Annotated in this window: 21 protein-coding genes; 2 read left to right on the top strand and 19 right to left on the bottom strand. The window is 40.2% G+C overall.

The annotated features are described in order from the left end of the window. Positions 1-69: 69 nt before the first annotated feature. Positions 70-1,077 carry an AraC family transcriptional regulator gene (locus tag B9T36_RS14210; protein WP_086210122.1) on the bottom strand — a complete coding sequence of 336 codons (1,008 nt, stop codon included), beginning with the start codon at positions 1,075-1,077 and terminating at the stop codon, positions 70-72. Positions 1,078-1,226: 149 nt separating this feature from the next. Between B9T36_RS14210 and B9T36_RS14215 the strand changes: the two genes are divergently transcribed. Together B9T36_RS14215 and B9T36_RS14220 are read left to right on the top strand one after the other, a co-directional pair. Continuing rightward, positions 1,227-2,741 carry a flavin-containing monooxygenase gene (locus tag B9T36_RS14215; protein WP_086210123.1) on the top strand — a complete coding sequence of 505 codons (1,515 nt, stop codon included), beginning with the start codon at positions 1,227-1,229 and terminating at the stop codon, positions 2,739-2,741. A 45-nt stretch (positions 2,742-2,786) separates the two neighbouring features. After that, complete coding sequence (locus B9T36_RS14220) at positions 2,787-3,695, top strand: lysine exporter LysO family protein (protein WP_086210124.1); 909 nt, start codon at positions 2,787-2,789, stop codon at positions 3,693-3,695. Positions 3,696-4,063: 368 nt separating this feature from the next. On the opposite strand, the gene pyrF is transcribed toward B9T36_RS14220, so the two are convergent. From pyrF to B9T36_RS14315, 18 genes are all read right to left on the bottom strand, one after another. Continuing rightward, on the bottom strand, positions 4,064-4,744 hold the full coding sequence (gene pyrF, locus B9T36_RS14230; protein ID WP_086210126.1) for an orotidine-5'-phosphate decarboxylase: 681 nt from the start codon (positions 4,742-4,744) through the stop codon (positions 4,064-4,066). 239 nt (positions 4,745-4,983) lie between these two features. Beyond that, a complete protein-coding gene (locus B9T36_RS14235) occupies positions 4,984-5,349 on the bottom strand; it encodes a lipopolysaccharide assembly protein LapA domain-containing protein (protein ID WP_086210127.1) in 366 nt (121 codons plus the stop codon). A gap of 20 nt (positions 5,350-5,369) precedes the next feature. After that, on the bottom strand, positions 5,370-5,672 hold the full coding sequence (locus B9T36_RS14240) for an integration host factor subunit beta (RefSeq protein ID WP_086210128.1): 303 nt from the start codon (positions 5,670-5,672) through the stop codon (positions 5,370-5,372). A gap of 161 nt (positions 5,673-5,833) precedes the next feature. Beyond that, positions 5,834-7,510: a 30S ribosomal protein S1 gene (rpsA, locus tag B9T36_RS14245; RefSeq protein WP_086210129.1), complete on the bottom strand. Its 1,677-nt coding sequence runs from the start codon at positions 7,508-7,510 to the stop codon at positions 5,834-5,836. A gap of 112 nt (positions 7,511-7,622) precedes the next feature. After that, positions 7,623-8,306 carry a (d)CMP kinase gene (gene cmk, locus B9T36_RS14250; RefSeq protein WP_086210130.1) on the bottom strand — a complete coding sequence of 228 codons (684 nt, stop codon included), beginning with the start codon at positions 8,304-8,306 and terminating at the stop codon, positions 7,623-7,625. A gap of 17 nt (positions 8,307-8,323) precedes the next feature. Further along, complete coding sequence (locus B9T36_RS14255) at positions 8,324-8,755, bottom strand: SRPBCC family protein (protein ID WP_086210131.1); 432 nt, start codon at positions 8,753-8,755, stop codon at positions 8,324-8,326. Between the two features lie 79 nt (positions 8,756-8,834). Next, positions 8,835-9,332, bottom strand: a complete 498-nt coding sequence (gene tadA / locus B9T36_RS14260; RefSeq protein ID WP_086210132.1) for a tRNA adenosine(34) deaminase TadA — start codon at positions 9,330-9,332, stop codon at positions 8,835-8,837. A 9-nt stretch (positions 9,333-9,341) separates the two neighbouring features. Continuing rightward, a complete protein-coding gene (locus B9T36_RS14265) occupies positions 9,342-10,463 on the bottom strand; it encodes an enoyl-CoA hydratase/isomerase family protein (RefSeq protein WP_086210133.1) in 1,122 nt (373 codons plus the stop codon). Then, positions 10,460-11,173, bottom strand: a complete 714-nt coding sequence (gene ung / locus B9T36_RS14270; protein ID WP_086210134.1) for a uracil-DNA glycosylase — start codon at positions 11,171-11,173, stop codon at positions 10,460-10,462. Before ung ends, B9T36_RS14265 begins: the two co-directional genes overlap by 4 nt. A gap of 41 nt (positions 11,174-11,214) precedes the next feature. Further along, positions 11,215-11,811: a 6-pyruvoyl trahydropterin synthase family protein gene (locus tag B9T36_RS14275; protein WP_086210135.1), complete on the bottom strand. Its 597-nt coding sequence runs from the start codon at positions 11,809-11,811 to the stop codon at positions 11,215-11,217. 122 nt (positions 11,812-11,933) lie between these two features. Continuing rightward, on the bottom strand, positions 11,934-12,881 hold the full coding sequence (gspK, locus tag B9T36_RS14280) for a type II secretion system minor pseudopilin GspK (RefSeq protein ID WP_171264480.1): 948 nt from the start codon (positions 12,879-12,881) through the stop codon (positions 11,934-11,936). Between the two features lie 81 nt (positions 12,882-12,962). Continuing rightward, positions 12,963-13,583 carry a type II secretion system minor pseudopilin GspJ gene (gene gspJ, locus B9T36_RS14285; RefSeq protein WP_086210137.1) on the bottom strand — a complete coding sequence of 207 codons (621 nt, stop codon included), beginning with the start codon at positions 13,581-13,583 and terminating at the stop codon, positions 12,963-12,965. Next, positions 13,580-13,966 (bottom strand): type II secretion system minor pseudopilin GspI, encoded by a 387-nt coding sequence (gene gspI, locus B9T36_RS14290; protein ID WP_414632457.1) that lies wholly within the window; start codon positions 13,964-13,966, stop codon positions 13,580-13,582. Before gspI ends, gspJ begins: the two co-directional genes overlap by 4 nt. A gap of 124 nt (positions 13,967-14,090) precedes the next feature. Beyond that, positions 14,091-14,660: a type II secretion system protein gene (locus tag B9T36_RS14295; protein WP_086210138.1), complete on the bottom strand. Its 570-nt coding sequence runs from the start codon at positions 14,658-14,660 to the stop codon at positions 14,091-14,093. Positions 14,661-14,672: 12 nt separating this feature from the next. Beyond that, positions 14,673-15,287, bottom strand: coding sequence for a TetR/AcrR family transcriptional regulator (locus tag B9T36_RS14300; RefSeq protein ID WP_086210139.1), 615 nt, complete (start codon positions 15,285-15,287; stop codon positions 14,673-14,675). A gap of 46 nt (positions 15,288-15,333) precedes the next feature. Then, positions 15,334-16,107, bottom strand: a complete 774-nt coding sequence (locus B9T36_RS14305) for a TatD family hydrolase (RefSeq protein ID WP_086210140.1) — start codon at positions 16,105-16,107, stop codon at positions 15,334-15,336. 26 nt (positions 16,108-16,133) lie between these two features. Then, entirely contained in the window at positions 16,134-16,475 is a 342-nt protein-coding gene (locus B9T36_RS14310) for a PilZ domain-containing protein (RefSeq protein ID WP_086210141.1), read from the bottom strand. A 14-nt stretch (positions 16,476-16,489) separates the two neighbouring features. Then, on the bottom strand, positions 16,490-17,473 hold the full coding sequence (locus B9T36_RS14315; RefSeq protein ID WP_086210142.1) for a DNA polymerase III subunit delta' C-terminal domain-containing protein: 984 nt from the start codon (positions 17,471-17,473) through the stop codon (positions 16,490-16,492). Between the last annotated feature and the right edge of the window lie 17 nt (positions 17,474-17,490).

A 17,490-nucleotide genomic window follows, 5' to 3' on the forward strand; every position in this document is an offset into this window, starting at 1 on the left:
TTTAGGCTATATCAATTATAGCGGAGTGGAAAAGTTAATCTATAACACTTTGGCATGATTATGCTTAGGCTATTTCCCATATTGTCGTGGACTATAACCAAACCAACGCTTAAACGCATGATTGAAAGCTGCTGGCTCTGAATAGCCCAATAACTCTGCAATCATTTCAATGGAATATTCCTGATATTCCATCAAATGTAGTGCACGATCTTTCATTAATTGCTCACGAATTTGTTTATAACTGCTATTTAACTGTTGCAACTGGTGCCTCAATGTTCGCTCTGGCAAGTTCAGCGCTTGTGCTGTTTCTGCCATAGTCGGTAGTAACCCCCGCTGCAACTCCAAATAATCTTGTACACGTTGAATCAAACTTGGCTGTTCAGCGGTTTCTTCCAAACGTTGCAATTCTGCCTGACATTTGCCCGCATACACGTTGAAGGTCATAGCATCTGCTGAAGGAATAGGTATATTAAGCATACGCTCATCAAACCAAAATTCAGCTTGCTGTGTACCAAAACTCACTTGCTGACCATAAACCTGCCGATAGAGCGCAAGCTTCTTCGCATCTTCAGGTCGTGCAACAGGTAAAGTCATCCGAATCTCAGGCATCTCTAACCCAATCATCTTATAAATATCTTGTAGGAACTTATAGGTTCCCGCGATTTCAGAATGTGCTCGTAACTGTCCCAATGGTGTTTGCAAGTCACGTGGTAAATAACACAGTGCCACTTGCTCATTTTGTTTTTTCAAACCTAATAAGCCACTTAAATGCGTCAAACTCTGATAGCGGATACCCTGTTCCAATGCTGTGTGTGTCGTCGGGCTGGTCATCAATAACATGAGTAAAGGACCGTAACCTGCCAGAGCGTAATGCTGACCGATGAACAAGCCCTGCTCAGGCTCAATACCTTCTGCAATGATTTTCAAAATATCCCACTCTAGAGCAGGATGGATGATCGCATTCGGATCAAGCGACTCTACACGCAAACCAATGCTTTGTAACTTTTGATCGACTGCGACTCCTGCTTTACGCATTCCTTGAATCAAATACATCAAGCCAAGTACAGAACGTTTCATAATCAATTAAAAGCAAAATATTGGGCTATGTTTTACTACAACCATCCAGCACTCAACAATTGCCGAATCTATCAATTTTAATGTCAGCTCTATCATAGATCTTGTTAAACATTGCTCTACAATCAATCAGAACAAAAAAGGAAATTCTTATGCAGGCAGCAAATTCAAGCTTAAACGCTCCTCATGCACGGATCGCTATTATTGGCGCAGGTTTTGGTGGCTTAGCTATGGCGATTCGCCTGTTAGAAAGTAATATTCAAGACTTTATCATTTTAGAAAAAGCCAGTGAAATAGGCGGAACTTGGCGTGAGAACCAATATCCAGGCGCTGCTTGCGATGTGCAGTCTCACTTATATTCTCTATCTTTTTCACCCAAGACTGATTGGTCTAAACGTTATGCTGAAGCACCTGAAATTTATCAATACATGCAAACACTGACTACTCAACATCAATTGCAGTCTTATATCCGTTTTAATACCGAAGTCAGCTCAGCCCGTTACTTAGAAAATAAATGCATTTGGGAGTTGAAACTCAATCAAACAGAAATACTGACTGCTCAATTTGTGATTTTTGCTTCAGGTCCATTGCATGTACCACAAATCCCGTATATTGCAGGCATTGAGAAATTTACAGGCAAAGTTTTCCACTCATCACAGTGGGATCATAATTACGACCTTAACAATAAAAATGTTGCTTCCATTGGCACAGGCGGCAGTGCGATTCAATATATTCCTGAAATTGCAGAAAAAGTGAAACAACTTTACGTACTACAAAGGACAGCTGCATGGGTTATTCCTCGGGATGAACGTCGTTATTTACCGATTGAAAAAAGGCTGTTTGATCGATTTGATTGGTTTCGAAAAATTCATCGTGCCCGACTCTATTGGACAAATGAATCTCGTGTAGTTCCCATTATGAAACCACAGGTCATGAAATATGCACAAAAACTAGCAGAAGCCTATATTCGCCATCAAGTCAAAGACCCTGCGACTGCTGAGAAATTAGTTCCTAACTATATTATGGGTTGTAAACGAATATTGGTCTCTAACAAGTATTATCCAAGCTTTAACCGTAAAAATGTTGAATTGGTTACCGATGATATTTTGGAGTTAACTGAGGACAGTATCATCACCCAAGATGGGAAAAAGCGTGCAATTGACTGCCTGATCTATGGCACAGGTTTTGTGACTGACCCTCGTATTTATCTCAAATCTTTTAGCTGTACAGGACTAAATCATGTCGAGCTGACAGAGGCATGGAAAAAAAATGGCGCCGAAAGTTACTATGGGATTAGCACCAAAGGCTTCCCTAACTTATTCCAGCTTTTAGGGCCCAATACGGTCTTAGGTCATAACTCGGTTATTTTTATGATTGAGTCACAAGTGAATTACATTTTACAGCTCATCGAGATGACACAAAAAACGCAATCTCAAGCGATCGTTGTGAAAGCAGATACTCAAGATCAGTTTAATCAACATCTACAAAGTCAATTTACCAATACCATTTGGCAATCTGGCTGTGTGAGTTGGTATCAACAAGAGGACGGGAAAAATTTCTCTTTATGGCCTACCTATACCTGGAAATATTGGCTGAAAACACGAAAAGTAAATCCTGCAGACTATCGTTTTTTAAATTCCAAGCAAGATAGTCAAGCAATCAATTAAGATCGCGGTCATAATAAGTCAGTATTTTTTCACACTTTATTTGACATGCAATCTTTTTGGTTGATTTTCCAGCTTCTTATTTGTTTGGCACTTGGATTTGTTTTGGCGCGTCGTTTACCCAAATGGCTTGAACGACTTGCGTTTCAAATCCTGCCTTATTTTACCTATATTCTCTTAATTGCAATTGCGGTTGAATTCTCAACCACATTACATAGCATTGCCCAACCTTTGCAGATACTTAATCATGCGGCTCTTTTAGCAGTTATGACCAGCCTCGGGGCTTTTGTTTGTTGCTATATCTTATTCAAACTTTTAGGTTATCAACCAAGTCATGGCAAAGTGTCCATGAGTCTAGTGACTAAGTCTTTAATCAATATCAGTTATGCATTTATTGCATTAGGATTGGGTTATGCTTTGGCAGAGCTATCATCAAGTTTCGGCTATACCCTTCATATCAGCACATGGAACTTACTCTTGGTTTTCATGTTCCTCATTGGGCTTGATTTGGCCTATTCACCACTCGATCGCTCATGGTTAAATTGGCAAATACTGCTCGTGCCACTTGGTTGTATCCTTGGTTCATTAATTGGTGCATTTGTGACTGCTTATTTTGTACCTGATTTGCAATTAAAAGATCTAATTATGCTGTCTCAAGGCTATGGTTTCTACTCGATGACGGGGATTGTGGTCACGGAATTAAAAAATGCACATTTGGGTAGTATTGCCCTCATGAACGACCTGTTTAGAGAAATCTTTGCAATTGTGTTCATGTACATTATTGGCTGGCGATATCCACGCTCTGCCATATCCTCCGCAGGAGCTACTGCCATGGATGTTACCCTACCTATGGTCAAACAAGCGTGTGGAAATGATTTTATCCCACATGCCATGGTAAGCGGTTTTATCTTGTCTGTGCTGGCGCCTATTGTTGTCAGTGTCTTGGCAGCAGTATAAGTCATCTCACGATCATCACGCCTCTTCACATGAGGTGTGATGCTGTACTCAACATTTCTCTTTTCATCTTTTAAAATAAACTGACTCAGTTTATATCAATCTTTTTCACCAGATCACCCACCGCCTCAACCATTGTTGCACCTAGCTGATAGCTGAACAACAGCTATGGCTGATACCCAAGCAGATGACTTCGTGGAGTCTTCATCTTGTTCTTTTAAATCCTGCTTCATTTCAGTGGCTTCATTTACAGTCGCACTGCGTAATTCAGTATTTTGCTTTGGTATAGTCAGCTTAAGCTCAAATGATTCTTTTAAAAAAGAATGTATAAAAAAAGCCTTTCAAATGAAAGGCTTTTTAGAGTTTTATATTTAGAGCGTTGCTAGAATGTCTTTAAGCGTTTGACATGGGTTAGCAGACTGTGTAATTGGACGACCAATGACTAAATGAGTTGCGCCATCTAGCATGGCTTGCTTTGGCGTTACAATACGTTTTTGGTCATCTGCACTCGAACCTTCAGGGCGAATACCTGGAGTTACCAATGCGAACTCTGAACCAAGCGTTTCGCGTAACATTTTTGCTTCTTGTGCTGAACACACTACGCCATCTAAACCACTGTCTTTGGTCAGCTTAGCCAAACGTTTAACTTGTTCAAAGGGTTCAATATCGAGGCCGATATCGGCTAAATCTTCACGACCCATCGAGGTCAGGACCGTTACTGCAATGAGCTGGGTATTATAATTTCCCGCTTTTAAACGTTCGACACAAGTTTCCATCATTTTTCGGCCGCCTGAAGCATGGACATTCACCATCCAAACGCCCATTTCTGCCGCAGCACACACCGCTTGCGCAGTGGTATTTGGAATATCATGAAATTTTAAATCTAAGAACACTTCAAAGCCTTCACGATGTAAAGCTTTAACGATAGATGAGCCTTCATGGGTAAATAATTCTTTACCAACTTTCACACGGCATAATTGAGGGTCTAATTGCCCAGCAATCGTCATTGCGTCATAATGACTTTTTGCATCTAAGGCAACGATAATACTCATGAGGAGACCCTTCAAACTGACAAAATTATGGCATTATACGGATTAAGCCGAAAACGACCAAGACTATTTTTTCTAAAAACTATTCAAAATTCAAACCAAGCTCTTTATTCATATAATTTTATATCATTATCAATAGATTAATGCACAGTAAAAAACGCCTTTGGCCATATATCCAAAGGCGTTTAAATCAAACTAGCTTCAATATTTGGTAAAACAAAAACCCTACTTCATATTGTGGCTCAAAGCGGTGTAGATGGACGATCATTCGGATTGATATCTAACACCGTTTTTTCATGTCTTGTATGTGCTGCAGCTTCAGCAGCAGCCAACTGCGCCGCATGAATTTGTTCTTTACGGAGGTGATCAATATCTTTACGTAATCGCTTAATTTCCCAACTTTTCTGGAATACACGAAATACCTGAACACCAATCAACAAACCCAAAACAATCCCTAGCGCCATTGTTAACAATAACAACAAACCTAGACGCATTGCTGGAACCTGTATAAACAACAGATCAACAGTCAGCTCAGTTCCGTTTTGCAGTACTAAAGCTAAACAATAGCCAAACAGTACAATTAATAATGCGAATAATACGTAACGCATAAACACCCCGATAAATTTTATTAGTCTGCAGAATCGTTTACTGCATCACGTAATGCTTTACCTGGTTTAAAATGTGGAACAGCTTTAGCAGCCACCTCTACCGACTTACCTGTTTTAGGGTTACGACCTACACGAGGCTCACGATGGTGAAGTGCAAAACTCCCAAAACCACGAATTTCAATACGGCTATCAGAAGATAGTGATGCAATCATTTGATCAATCATAATCTTAACAGCTTCTTCCACTAGTGGCTCTGCTAAGTGTGGATTTTTTAGAGAAATACGCTCTATTAAGTCAGACTTATTAAGTGCTTCCGTAGTCATCTGCGACCTCTTTAATTATCAAGCTACCATGTAGATAGAATGATAATAACCTGTTTAAATACAAAACGGTAGCGTAATAAGTGAATACTACGCTACCGTTTATTGTATTTGTGTAAAAAGTATTAGTTAACTTACATTAACAATACAATTTAAACATCTACTTAGTTGCCCATTTGAGCTTTGATCAAATCACCAATAGTCTTAGGACCATTGTCTTGACCGTTAGCTGCTGTCTTCAAGTTAGCAACTGCTTCTTTCTCTTCAGCTTCGTCTTTCGCTTTGATAGACAAGTTGATAGAGCGAGATTTACGATCTACGTTGATGATTTTAGCTTCAACTTCTTGACCAACTTCAAGGAACTTAGTTGCATCTTCAACGCGGTCGCGATTGATTTCAGATGCTTTAAGAGTCGCTTCAACTTCGTCAGCTAACTTAACAGTTGCGCCACGAGCGTCAACAGCAGTTACAGTACCTTTAACAAGCGCACCGCGTTCGTTAGCAGCTAAGAAATCGTTGAACGGATCGCTGTTCATTTGTTTGATACCAAGGCTGATACGGTTGCCTTCAGCATCTACAGAAAGGATAACCGCTTCAACAGTATCACCTTTCTTGTAACGACGAATCGCTTCTTCACCTTGTTCGTTCCAAGAAATATCAGACAAGTGAACTAGACCATCAATACCGCCTGGTAAACCGATGAAGATACCGAAGTCAGTGATTGACTTGATAGTACCTGAAACCTTTTCACCTTTGTCGTGGTTCTTAGCAAACTCTTCCCATGGGTTAGCACGAGTTTGTTTGATACCAAGAGAAATACGACGACGTTCTTCGTCAACTTCAAGAACCATAACATCAACTTCATCACCAATCTGAACAACTTTAGATGGGTGGATGTTTTTGTTTGTGTGGTCCATTTCAGAAACGTGTACTAAACCTTCAACGCCTTCAGCGATTTCTGCAAAACAGCCGTAGTCAGTTAAGTTAGTTACGCGAGCTTTAACGATAGAACCTTTAGGATAACGGCTCATGATCGCCAACCATGGATCTTCGCCTAATTGCTTAAGACCTAAAGATACGCGGTTACGTTCTTTGTCAAATTTAAGTACTTTAACAGTAACTTCTTGACCAACTTCAACCACTTCTGATGGATGCTTGATGCGTTTCCAAGCCATGTCAGTGATGTGAAGAAGACCATCAATACCGCCAAGGTCAACGAATGCGCCGTAGTCAGTAAGATTTTTGATAGTACCAGTAACTGTTTGACCTTCTTCAAGCTGAGCAAGAAGAGCTTCACGGTCAGCTGAAGATTCAGCTTCCATAACAGCACGACGAGATACAACAACGTTATTACGTTTAGCATCAAGTTTGATTACTTTAAATTCTAACTCTTTACCTTCTAAGTGAGTAGTATCACGAATAGGACGAGTATCAACTAAAGAACCTGGAAGGAACGCACGAACTGGACCGATGTCAACAGTGAAACCGCCTTTAACTTTACCAGAGATAACACCAGTAACGATTTCGCCGTCTTCAAAGATTTTTTCAAGTTTAGTCCAAGTTTCAGCACGTTTCGCTTTTTCACGTGATAAAACTGTTTGACCCATGCCATTGTCAAGAGCTTCAACAACAACATCAACAGTGTCGCCAACTTGAACTTCAAGTTCGCGTTGTTCATTTAAGAATTCAGCGCGGTCAACAATACCTTCTGATTTAAGGCCAGTGTCAACTGTTACCCAGTCAGAATCGATGTTTACTACAACGCCTTGGATGACAGCACCCTTTTCAACGTTGAGGTTTAATTCGCTTTCTTCAAAGAGGGCTGCAAAAGATTCGGTCATGATATACCTGATAAAGTCAGCGGTCTTGGATCAGACAAGGCCGGTTTAGTTAAGCGTCTACATAGTCCATATTGAACTGATCAAGCTATGCTTCTGCTGAATATAAAATTCGTTAATTTGCTAATTGCTTATCTATATAAGCCGTCATGAGCTGAAACACCTCATCAATGTTCAATTCAGAACTATCAATGAGATAAGCATCAGCCGCTGGTTTGAGTGGAGCAACTTCTCGCTCCATGTCACGTTTATCACGCGCCTCAATATTAGCTAAAATATCGTTTATTTTAGCATCCAGCCCCATACCCTGCAACTGCTTTACTCTTCGTTCAGCACGAGATTGGGCTGAAGCAGTTAAATAAATCTTCGCTTGTGCTTCAGGAAAGATAGATGTAGCCATGTCTCGACCGTCTGCAACCAAACCAGGGGGCTGTGCAAAAGCATGCTGGCGATCAACCAGTGCAGCTCTAAGTTCAGGAATCGTTGCAACTTTTGATGCAAACTCACCAACTCGCTCAGTGCGAATGGTTTGACTAACATCCTCACCCTTAAGCAAGACTTGTGTGCCTTGCGCAGTGCTTAAAAATTGTATGTCTAAATGTGTAGCAATTTCCACACATTGTGCCAACTCTGTCGCCACAACATCTAACAAATCATGCTGATGTAAGGACAATCCCAACAGACGATAGAGTGCACCTGAATCGAGCAAATGAAACTGATAATGCGCTGCTATTTTTGCAGCGAGCGTGCCTTTGCCCGAACCACTTGGACCATCAATCGTAATAATTTGAACTGTCATTGCTTACCCAAAGTTTGTTATACAGATTTAGCGAGTTTTGAAAAACCTAGTTTAATCGCAGATTTAAGCTGTGCAAGGATTAATTTACTGACAAAAGGTACACGTGCCTGTAATTCAATCGTATAGGTCACTAAAGTTTTATTTGGATCAATTGCTTCGAACTCAATAATCCCGAGATGATGCTTGATGAGTGGATTTTTAATAATTTTGTATTCAATCCGCTCATTCACTTTCATTAATGTGATTTGTTCTTGTAAAGGCTTAATAGGACCGAAGCCCATACGACGAACAGAACCTAGACCATCAGGGCGTTCTGGATCTGCCGAGTCTTTTACCCGAACCACTTGGACTGGTGCAAATGCAACGTTATACGTGGAGTGTTTAGACAGTAAATCAAACACCTGCTCTAAAGGCGCACTAAACTCTTTCTTAATCTGAATATAATTCATGGTCGATTCCAATATATTATTTGACAATTTTAATTGTCATTTTATTTTACATGAAATGAGCATTATACAAACATCTCTGTCACTTTTCTTGTAAACGAGATAGTCGTTTTTGCTCGCGACGCATTTTAAAAAATTGACTAAGTTGCAACGAGCATTGCTCATGCAAGCAACCTGCTTCAAACAAAAACTGATGATTATAATACCCTGTTTCAAATAGTTTACGGGCACTGATTAAAGAGCCTGCTTTGGGTTCAGTTGCTCCAAAAACCACTTTTGCAACACGTGCATGCACTAAAGCACCCACACACATGGTGCATGGCTCAAGCGTCACATATATGACCGCATCATCAGGTAAACGATAATTTTGTATATTTTGACAAGCATCTCGAAGAGCTTGAACTTCTGCATGTGCGGTAGGGTCATTCAATGAAATAGGTGCATTAAAGCCTGAACCAATAACCTTATTCTGGCTCACGATGACCGCCCCAACAGGAACTTCTCCTTTTGAAGCGGCAACTGCAGCTTGCTCTAAAGCAAGCTGCATCCATTCACTGTCCGTTTTTAAAACATCTGTCATAAAGTCAAATTAGATTAGGTCGTAATGCTTAAGAAGTTCGTTCCAACTTGCGATAGTTGTCGTTGGCGGATTTCCAGCAAAAATACCTTTTAAGCTATTATTAACCCCTTGTTTCCATGCTGGTGACAAATCTTTATCCACTAAGCGCGCGCGTACACCCTCAACGAAATCTGCATGGCGAATTTTCCAGTCAGAAATTTGTGTCTCAAGCTCAAAAACTTCATTCCACGAATGAACCTGTTTACCCCACTGCCATAACAACCATGTTAATGCAGCAGTTGTAGGTGAACCTTTTTGCAAGTTCTCACTGGCTTGACGAAGCCAATCGCTACGCGCATCACTTAAACCGACAATAGCATCATAATCATGCTCAAAGTTCACACCACGACATACACTATGAATCACATCCAACGAGTTTTGTAGTGGGCCTGGACCTACCGGGCGGTGCATACTATTTAAGGTATCATCAATCGCTCTAAAGTCACCTGCTGGATAATGGCTCCAATCAATATTGATCAACTTTTCAAGCACGGTACTACGTTGCGTATCACAAATATGGGTGGCCCAGCCTATACCATATGCGCCAGCTGCCGTCATAATTGAACCCGTTAAGCCAGTAAACAAGCCAATAGCACCACGATCTGCCAAGAAGCGCGTTGCGCCAACATCTGGATACAAACCGATATTAATCTCAGGCATCGCCAAACGTGAATGCGGTGTGACCAAACGGAATGGCGCAGCCATAAACAGACCTAAACCACCACCCATCACATAACCTTCGCCCCACACCAATACTGGTTTTGCATAATTATGCAATAGTAGGTCCAGTGCATATTCTTGTTCAAAGAATTTATTTGCTGTCGCTACTTCATCATTAATCACCAATTGACGCAACTTACGCACATCACCACCCGCACAGAATGCTTTTGGGGTCGTAGAATCTAACCAAATGGCTTTAACAGCATCATCATTATGAAAGTCTTGAAATACTTCAAATAGAGCAGAAACGATCGTTTCATCCAAAGCATGAAGTGATTTTGGTCGATTCAGACGAACAATGCGCCAACCATTTTTTGCTTCTTCTACAATCAAATCTGGATGGTAGTTTTTAGAAACGGGAGAATATGTCATGCGTCCAGCTGCCAGTCTATAGGCTCAATGCCATGTTGTTTAAGATAATTATTGGATTTTGAAAAAACTTTACAACCGAAGAATCCACCACGGTTTGCTGCCAAAGGTGACGGATGTGCCGCCTTTAACACCAAATGTTTTTCTTGATCAATCCGTTGTCCTTTCCGCTGCGCATATGCTCCCCAAAGAATAAAAACAATATGCTCTCGCTGTTCATTTAACACATCAATCACATGATCAGTAAAGTCTTCCCAACCTTGTTTTTGATGTGATGTCGGTTGACCAGCTTCAACGGTTAATACACTATTCAACAGCAAAACACCTTGCTGCGCCCAACGAGTTAAATCCCCATGTTTAGGTATTTCAATACCTAAATCTTTATTTAACTCATGGAAAATATTACGTAAAGATGGCGGTAAAGCAAGCCCTCTTTGTACGGAAAAACTGAGTCCATGCGCCTGATCGGGTCCATGATACGGGTCTTGTCCTAGAATCACTACTTTTACATTTGACAATGGTGTTGTATTAAATGCATTAAAAATCAGTGCATTTGGCGGATAAATCACTTTATTCGCCTTGATTTCTGTAACAAGAAATTGCTTTAACGCATCCATTTTTGGACTCAGTAAAAAATCACTTAATCCATATTTCCAACTGGCATCCAGCTGAATTTTATCAAGCTTGGTTTGCTGTTGTTCTGTTAAAGACATACTTGCGCCTTATTCCTTGACTTTATATTCTGTGACAAATTTCACAATTTGACTTGCAATTCTACATTCGGATTATGAAATTTGATACCTTCTTTTAACCTGCTATACATTTCAGTATCATTCCATTCTGCTTGAATTTGCTCTGAAAATTCTATTTCATTAAGAGCTAAAAGCCCCATCTGCTCATTTTCAATATCTTCAATAAAGCTTTGCGCATAACCCGTATCTGTTTCATGCACAATCACAGAATACACTTCCACGTCACCCTCACCGTTTTGAGTTACAGTCGAAGCAAGTACTTGTTGGGCAAGGTAAAAGAAGATACGCGAAAATTGCTCAGCTGATGGTGAAACTGGTAAAGATACCCAACGCGCACTAAATGTTTTGCAGGCTTGAATATATTCAGGATCGTCGTTTTGCCAAAAACAAATTGCATGATCAAAAGAATCATAAAGATCTTTAATCACACCTTTGAGCAAACCAAAGTCATAGACCATTTGACCATGATCTAATTTAGAGGCTTTGAGAAGTAATTCTACTTTGTAGCTATGACCATGAATCGAACGCTTACAACGATCCGAAGTACAATTACGTACAATATGGGCATTTTCAAACTTAAATAACTTACGAATTAACATATGTCGTAATGCAATCAAACTTTCTGAGGATTAACTTTAATTATAAAGCAAAAGTTAATAGATGCTCATTTATTTTATTGTTGAAGTCGATTGACAAATCATATCAACCTGCCCAACGACGTTTAAAACGGTGCCATACTTCGATATGCCACATAAACTGTTTGTTCTTTTCGCACCAAATCACTACTAAATTGACGTTTACGCTCATTGAGCATCACGTCTATTCTTACTTTAAAATAATTGGATTGAACACCCAGAAAATCATTAACCGTAGCCCGCTGCTCTTCTTCAATCTGATTAAACGGATCAATTTCCCACAACTCACTGACATTAGAAAAATGTTTAAGACTGGCCTGTTGTTGTTTTTGCATGTTTTGAATAGCTGATATATCTAGTTTCGGGTCAATACTTGCCAATACCAACGCAGGTGCTGTATTTATATTCACCTTTAAGGCATTGCTCGATAATGCACTGACATAAGGTGCGATGAGTTGATAATTACGACCTTCAAAACCACGAACCAACTTCAACTGCTCGATATTATAAAAAGGTCGATTTGCTGGTAAATAACCTTGAGCTAAACTTTGATAATAAGTCGATTCTGCGCCCATCGACCCACTGACTTCGTCATTTTCATCTTGCCAGTCAATAACTGCTTCTGAAAGTTGTGCAGGCAATCCAACACGCTCTAACAATTTTTCAAACCAGAGTTTTGCAGCTTCATTGACTGTTCCGTCTGATTTAAGCAGCCCATTTAAATTAAATTTACCCGACTGATCTTCCAGACGCCCTGAAACAAAACCGTCCTCTACTGGAAAAGCAGGCATAGGCTTTGCCCACGTTTCTTGTAGATGATCAACATCCGCAGCATTCTGCGCATCATCCACCAACAATTCAGCAAAAAAAGCTTCAGCACTTTTTGCATATAACAAGGCTTGGTTTTGTCTCATTAGATAAGCAGTACTTTCAGCCGTATTGCGCTGATGTTTCGCAATAGTCGCTGCGAGGATAGTTGCTAAAGCCACCATCACCAAAATCGTAATCAGTGCAATACCACGCTGAAACCGCATCAAAAGGTGCCCCTATTCGCAACGAATATACTTAAAAACAAATGGTTTGGTATAAAGCCCGTATGTTTCATATCCTACAACTTAATCTTTTTGTTTTAAAAAGTCGGTATTTAACAAACTAAACACCCATTCATAACGCTCATCATTGACTGTGAGGTTTATTTTTAAACCGCGAGGCAACAGCTTGGCCTGTGCTAGATCATGATCATTTAATGCTGCTTCAGGCCACTGTGCTAATTCATTTGGATTGAGCACCATCACTTGAAATTGATCGACCGACTCCATTAAGACACTGGTTTCAGGTTGGTCATGACCTATTTGATTTAAGTTTTTATATTTATAACGATACAGTTTTTTTTCATCTGCTTTGTAAACATATTCAACCCATTCTTCAGGTGGTATACCTTGCATTAAAGGATCTGTCACACCCGTTTTACTAAAACTAAGCTGCCCATCTTGCAGTACCAAAGCAGGCTGAATTTGATCAGCCACATTGGCTGTAATTGGAACAATTTGTACCGAGTCACGTAGCAATTGCTGATAAGCTTCTTGTAACTGCCCTAAACGTTGCTCATGTTGCGTATTTCGATCTTTGATCTTGATTAGATAATCAAACACTTTCCAGCCCAAAGCGGACAATACAGCAAAAATTGCTATCGCCACTAATAACTCAACCAAAGTGAAGCCTGAGCGTTGTTTCATGGCTGGCTTCCATCACGATGGTTAAAAAAGACCAAGCTCGTAACACCTGAATCCACTTTTCCAGTTTCAATATTCACCAAGCTCACTTGAACATTGACGCGTTGGACATTGGCACTAATCGTTGCCTGAGCCGATTTATCAATTTGCCAAGTTTCTCCTTGCTGAGTGATTTGTTTAGAGGCTGTACCTTGTAACCAATCACGATTGATTTCCATCATGGAAATTTCATTCAAAGCAACAAATTGAGCTTTGGTTCGTAAAATTGCATGTGCTGTAGACTGGGTATATTGCATACCTACTTTGGTTAAAGCGACCGCTGCGGTAGCAAAAATAGCCAGAGCAACCATCACCTCCAACAATGTAAATCCTGAGAAGTGGTTAATTCGAGCAAGATTCGATCTAAGGGGCACTGCCTCGCAAGAAAGACTCAAAGCTATGTTTGAGGGACGAGGAGTCATGAAATACTGTTTCATCCGAGCACAAGAATGCAGGCAATGTTGTAAACTTTTAGCTCGCATTAATCTTACCTAAATGATCAATTTCAATTTCCGCCCCCACTGGTTCATTCGCATAATAAAATTGAACGCGTACAGGCTTAGCCTCCCCATTTCCCAGCCAAATCAATTTAGGGGCATTTTCTTGGATTAAATCATTATTTCCCGCTTTCGAAGCGTCATAATCTAAAGATTGCACTGCGAAAGAAACATTCTTGGCTAAAACTTGCTGAGGAAACTCTGTATATGCTTGCCACTTTTGCTGATTTTGCATCGTATTATTTTGTTGTGGTGTAAAAGCTGTTAGTTGTGGATTTTTATATTCAATCACATTATATGAAAAATCGGCGACATCAGTTGCAGGATGAATTTCTAATGCCAACACACGTGCCTGATCATTGGCTTCGCGTGCAATTTTCTGCACATCCATTATGAAAAAATCACGGGCTTGCGCCGCTTTACGTTGATCAACCCCATTGATATTCAACATCACCAATGATGCCATAATGGCCATAATCACAATCACCACCATCAATTCAACCAGTGTAAATCCTTGAATCCTTGAAGGTGGTTTCTGTTTCATAGATCTAATCCGCTAAGCAAGATATCCCGCGGCACCCATTTGTTTAGGCATCGCCAAAGCTTGGTCAATATAAGCAACACGCAAGGTATCACGCGAACCCAAATAACGTTGATAAAAACTAGAGTTTAAAATGGCTGCAGCACCATGCGTTAAAGACCAAATAGAAGCCAAATAATCGCGTACCGTCATTTGGCTGTCGATCGACTCTAAATACCGCTCCGTCATACGAATAATCAAACGCAAACGTTGCTTACGCACTTGATAAAGCTCGGTAAATAAATGATAGATCCCAACACCAGTCGTCGATAATCGCTCTTCGATTTGGTGAAATAACACCGTCCGTTCAGGATGATGCAAATGATGAAGCATAAAAAAAGCTAAATGTTCAGGGAACTGCTTATCCGTGTCCTGAATCATTTCAAGCAACATGCGCTCATTACGAATAATAAGCAACATATACAGTTCATCTTTACTTTGAAAATGCTTATAAAGCGTACCTTTTGCCAGATCCAATTCTGCTGCCAATGCATCAAGGGTCATTCCTGCTTCGCCATTTTCTAAAAGCAACTGCTCAGCCACTTGAAAAATTAACGCTTCTCTCGCTCGAAACTGAGCCTGACGATCCATCTTCACCCTATCACTCTCTTATACGCTTTTATCGTTTCAATTTTATTTACTTCATCTTGAGAAGGTTTTCAAAATTCTGCGTTGTGATGAAAGCCATCTCTTCCAAGGACTTATCATATACGTCTGCCAAGGCTTTTGCTACATAAGGAACGTACTTTGGTTCATTAGACTTTCCTCTATACGGCATAGGCGCTAAATAGGGGCTATCCGTTTCAATCAAGAGGCGATCTAAAGGAACTTGTTTTGCAACATCACGCAGGTCTTGCGCATTTTTGAAAGAAACAATACCTGAAAATGACACATAATAACCACAATCTAAAACTGCCTTGGCTGTTTCCCAATCTTCAGTAAAACAATGCAAAATACCATGCGTTGATTTTTCAGTACGAATAATATCCACAGTATCTTGTTTCGCCGAACGGGTGTGCACAACAACTGGTTTTTTTACGGCTTGTGAAGCATGAATATGTCGTGCAAAACAATCTTTTTGTTCTGCAATAAAATCTGTGCTATGAAAGTAATCAAGCCCAGTCTCACCAATCGCCCATACCTTTTCAGGTTGTGCAAGTTCAATTAAATAATCTGTACTTGCACGCGCCATAGTTTCAGGATCTTCACAAGGATGCACACCAACGCTATAACCTACATCGTTATGACGAGCCGCTATTTTTGCCAATTCAATATGGTCATCAATATCAACCGAGATGCTCATAAAGCGATGAACGCCAGCTTTACGTGCCTGCGCTAATGCTAAATCTAAACTCCCATCATAAGGCGTTAAATCCAACATGGTTAAATGGCAATGCGTATCTACAAACACAGGCGTTTCCTACTTCACTTACATAATCACATAGTGTAACTAGTTCGACCTTCAGACTTAAGACCTGCAAGCAATTTTTCCGCCTCAGATTTGTAATAAACCCCTTTCTCTCCAGAAAGCTGAATCCCAAATCCTTGAAGTTTGATTCCATTTTGTTTTTGAGAAACCCAAATAACTTTGCCCGTCAGTGGAATTTTTTGCGACTGTTCTGGCAATGTTGCCAAAACAAAGACTTCCTCGCCCAATTTCACAGGCTGCTTAGATGGAATAAACAAACCACCACCTACAACAAAAGGCATATAACTGGCATATAACGTTGCTTTATCTGGAATATTGGCTTGAATAATTCCGCCCATACGTGGTTGCATAAAATTCCCCTGTTTTAAACATCCATCAACCGAATACACAATTGGTCGAGCACTAAATTAGTTTGTACATTTTGTTCAATATATTGTTTTGACTGTTGCAGCTCAGCATAAATTGAAAACAACGTTTCAAGTGAATACTGTTCTGCTAGCACACTGAAATCCAAATCAGTGTTTTTCAACTGTTGATTTAGCTTGACACAAATCAAATCTGACAACAAGTACTCAAACATTTGAATAAAATCACTGAATGCGAGCACTTTATTCCACTTGGTCGCAATTGCCATTGGCATATTTTTATCCACCACCAACTTTTGCCAATCTTTTAAAAATTCAGCCCGTTGAGCCAACCATTCACTCTCAGATAATACAATAGTCTGCAAAGGCATGTGGTTAGATAAATTCATCAGCAAATGTAGCTGTGCTAAGTCACTATTGGGCAAATGTTGATTTAAAAATTGCTCTGCTTGTTGCGGTTGAATCCGATCCAAAGCAAAGTGTTGTAAACGACTACGAATCGTTGCAGGCAGTTTTAAATAGTGGTCTGCCAATAAGATGATAACAACACGATCACCCGGTTCTTCAAGCGTTTTTAGTAGCGCGTTGGCTGATGCAATATTCAATGCTTCGGCCGGCTCAATCATGACAACACGCCAACCATCCACGGTTTGTTGTACAAAAGGCAAAAGATCACGGATTTTTTCAATTTTGATTTTGGCATTTTGCTTTTTATTGTCTTCATCTGTGGTGATGTGAACATAGTTAGGGTGTGTATCCGCCTTTAACCACTGACAACTTCCACACTCACCACAGGCTAATTGCTTAGCTTGTCGATTAGCACACAACACCCAAGCCAAAAACTGCTCAGCAAAAGTCTCTTTACCACAACCTTTTCTGCCATAAAACAATAAGCCATGACCAATATTGGGAAATCGTGTCGTCAACGTTTCCCAAACACTTTGATGCCACGGATAAATCTGCTCAGGCAGGGTTTGTTTCATGTCTAAAACCTAAGTCC

Source organism: Acinetobacter sp. ANC 4204 (assembly GCF_002135205.1).
In the GTDB taxonomy this organism is placed as follows: Bacteria; Pseudomonadota; Gammaproteobacteria; order Pseudomonadales; family Moraxellaceae; genus Acinetobacter.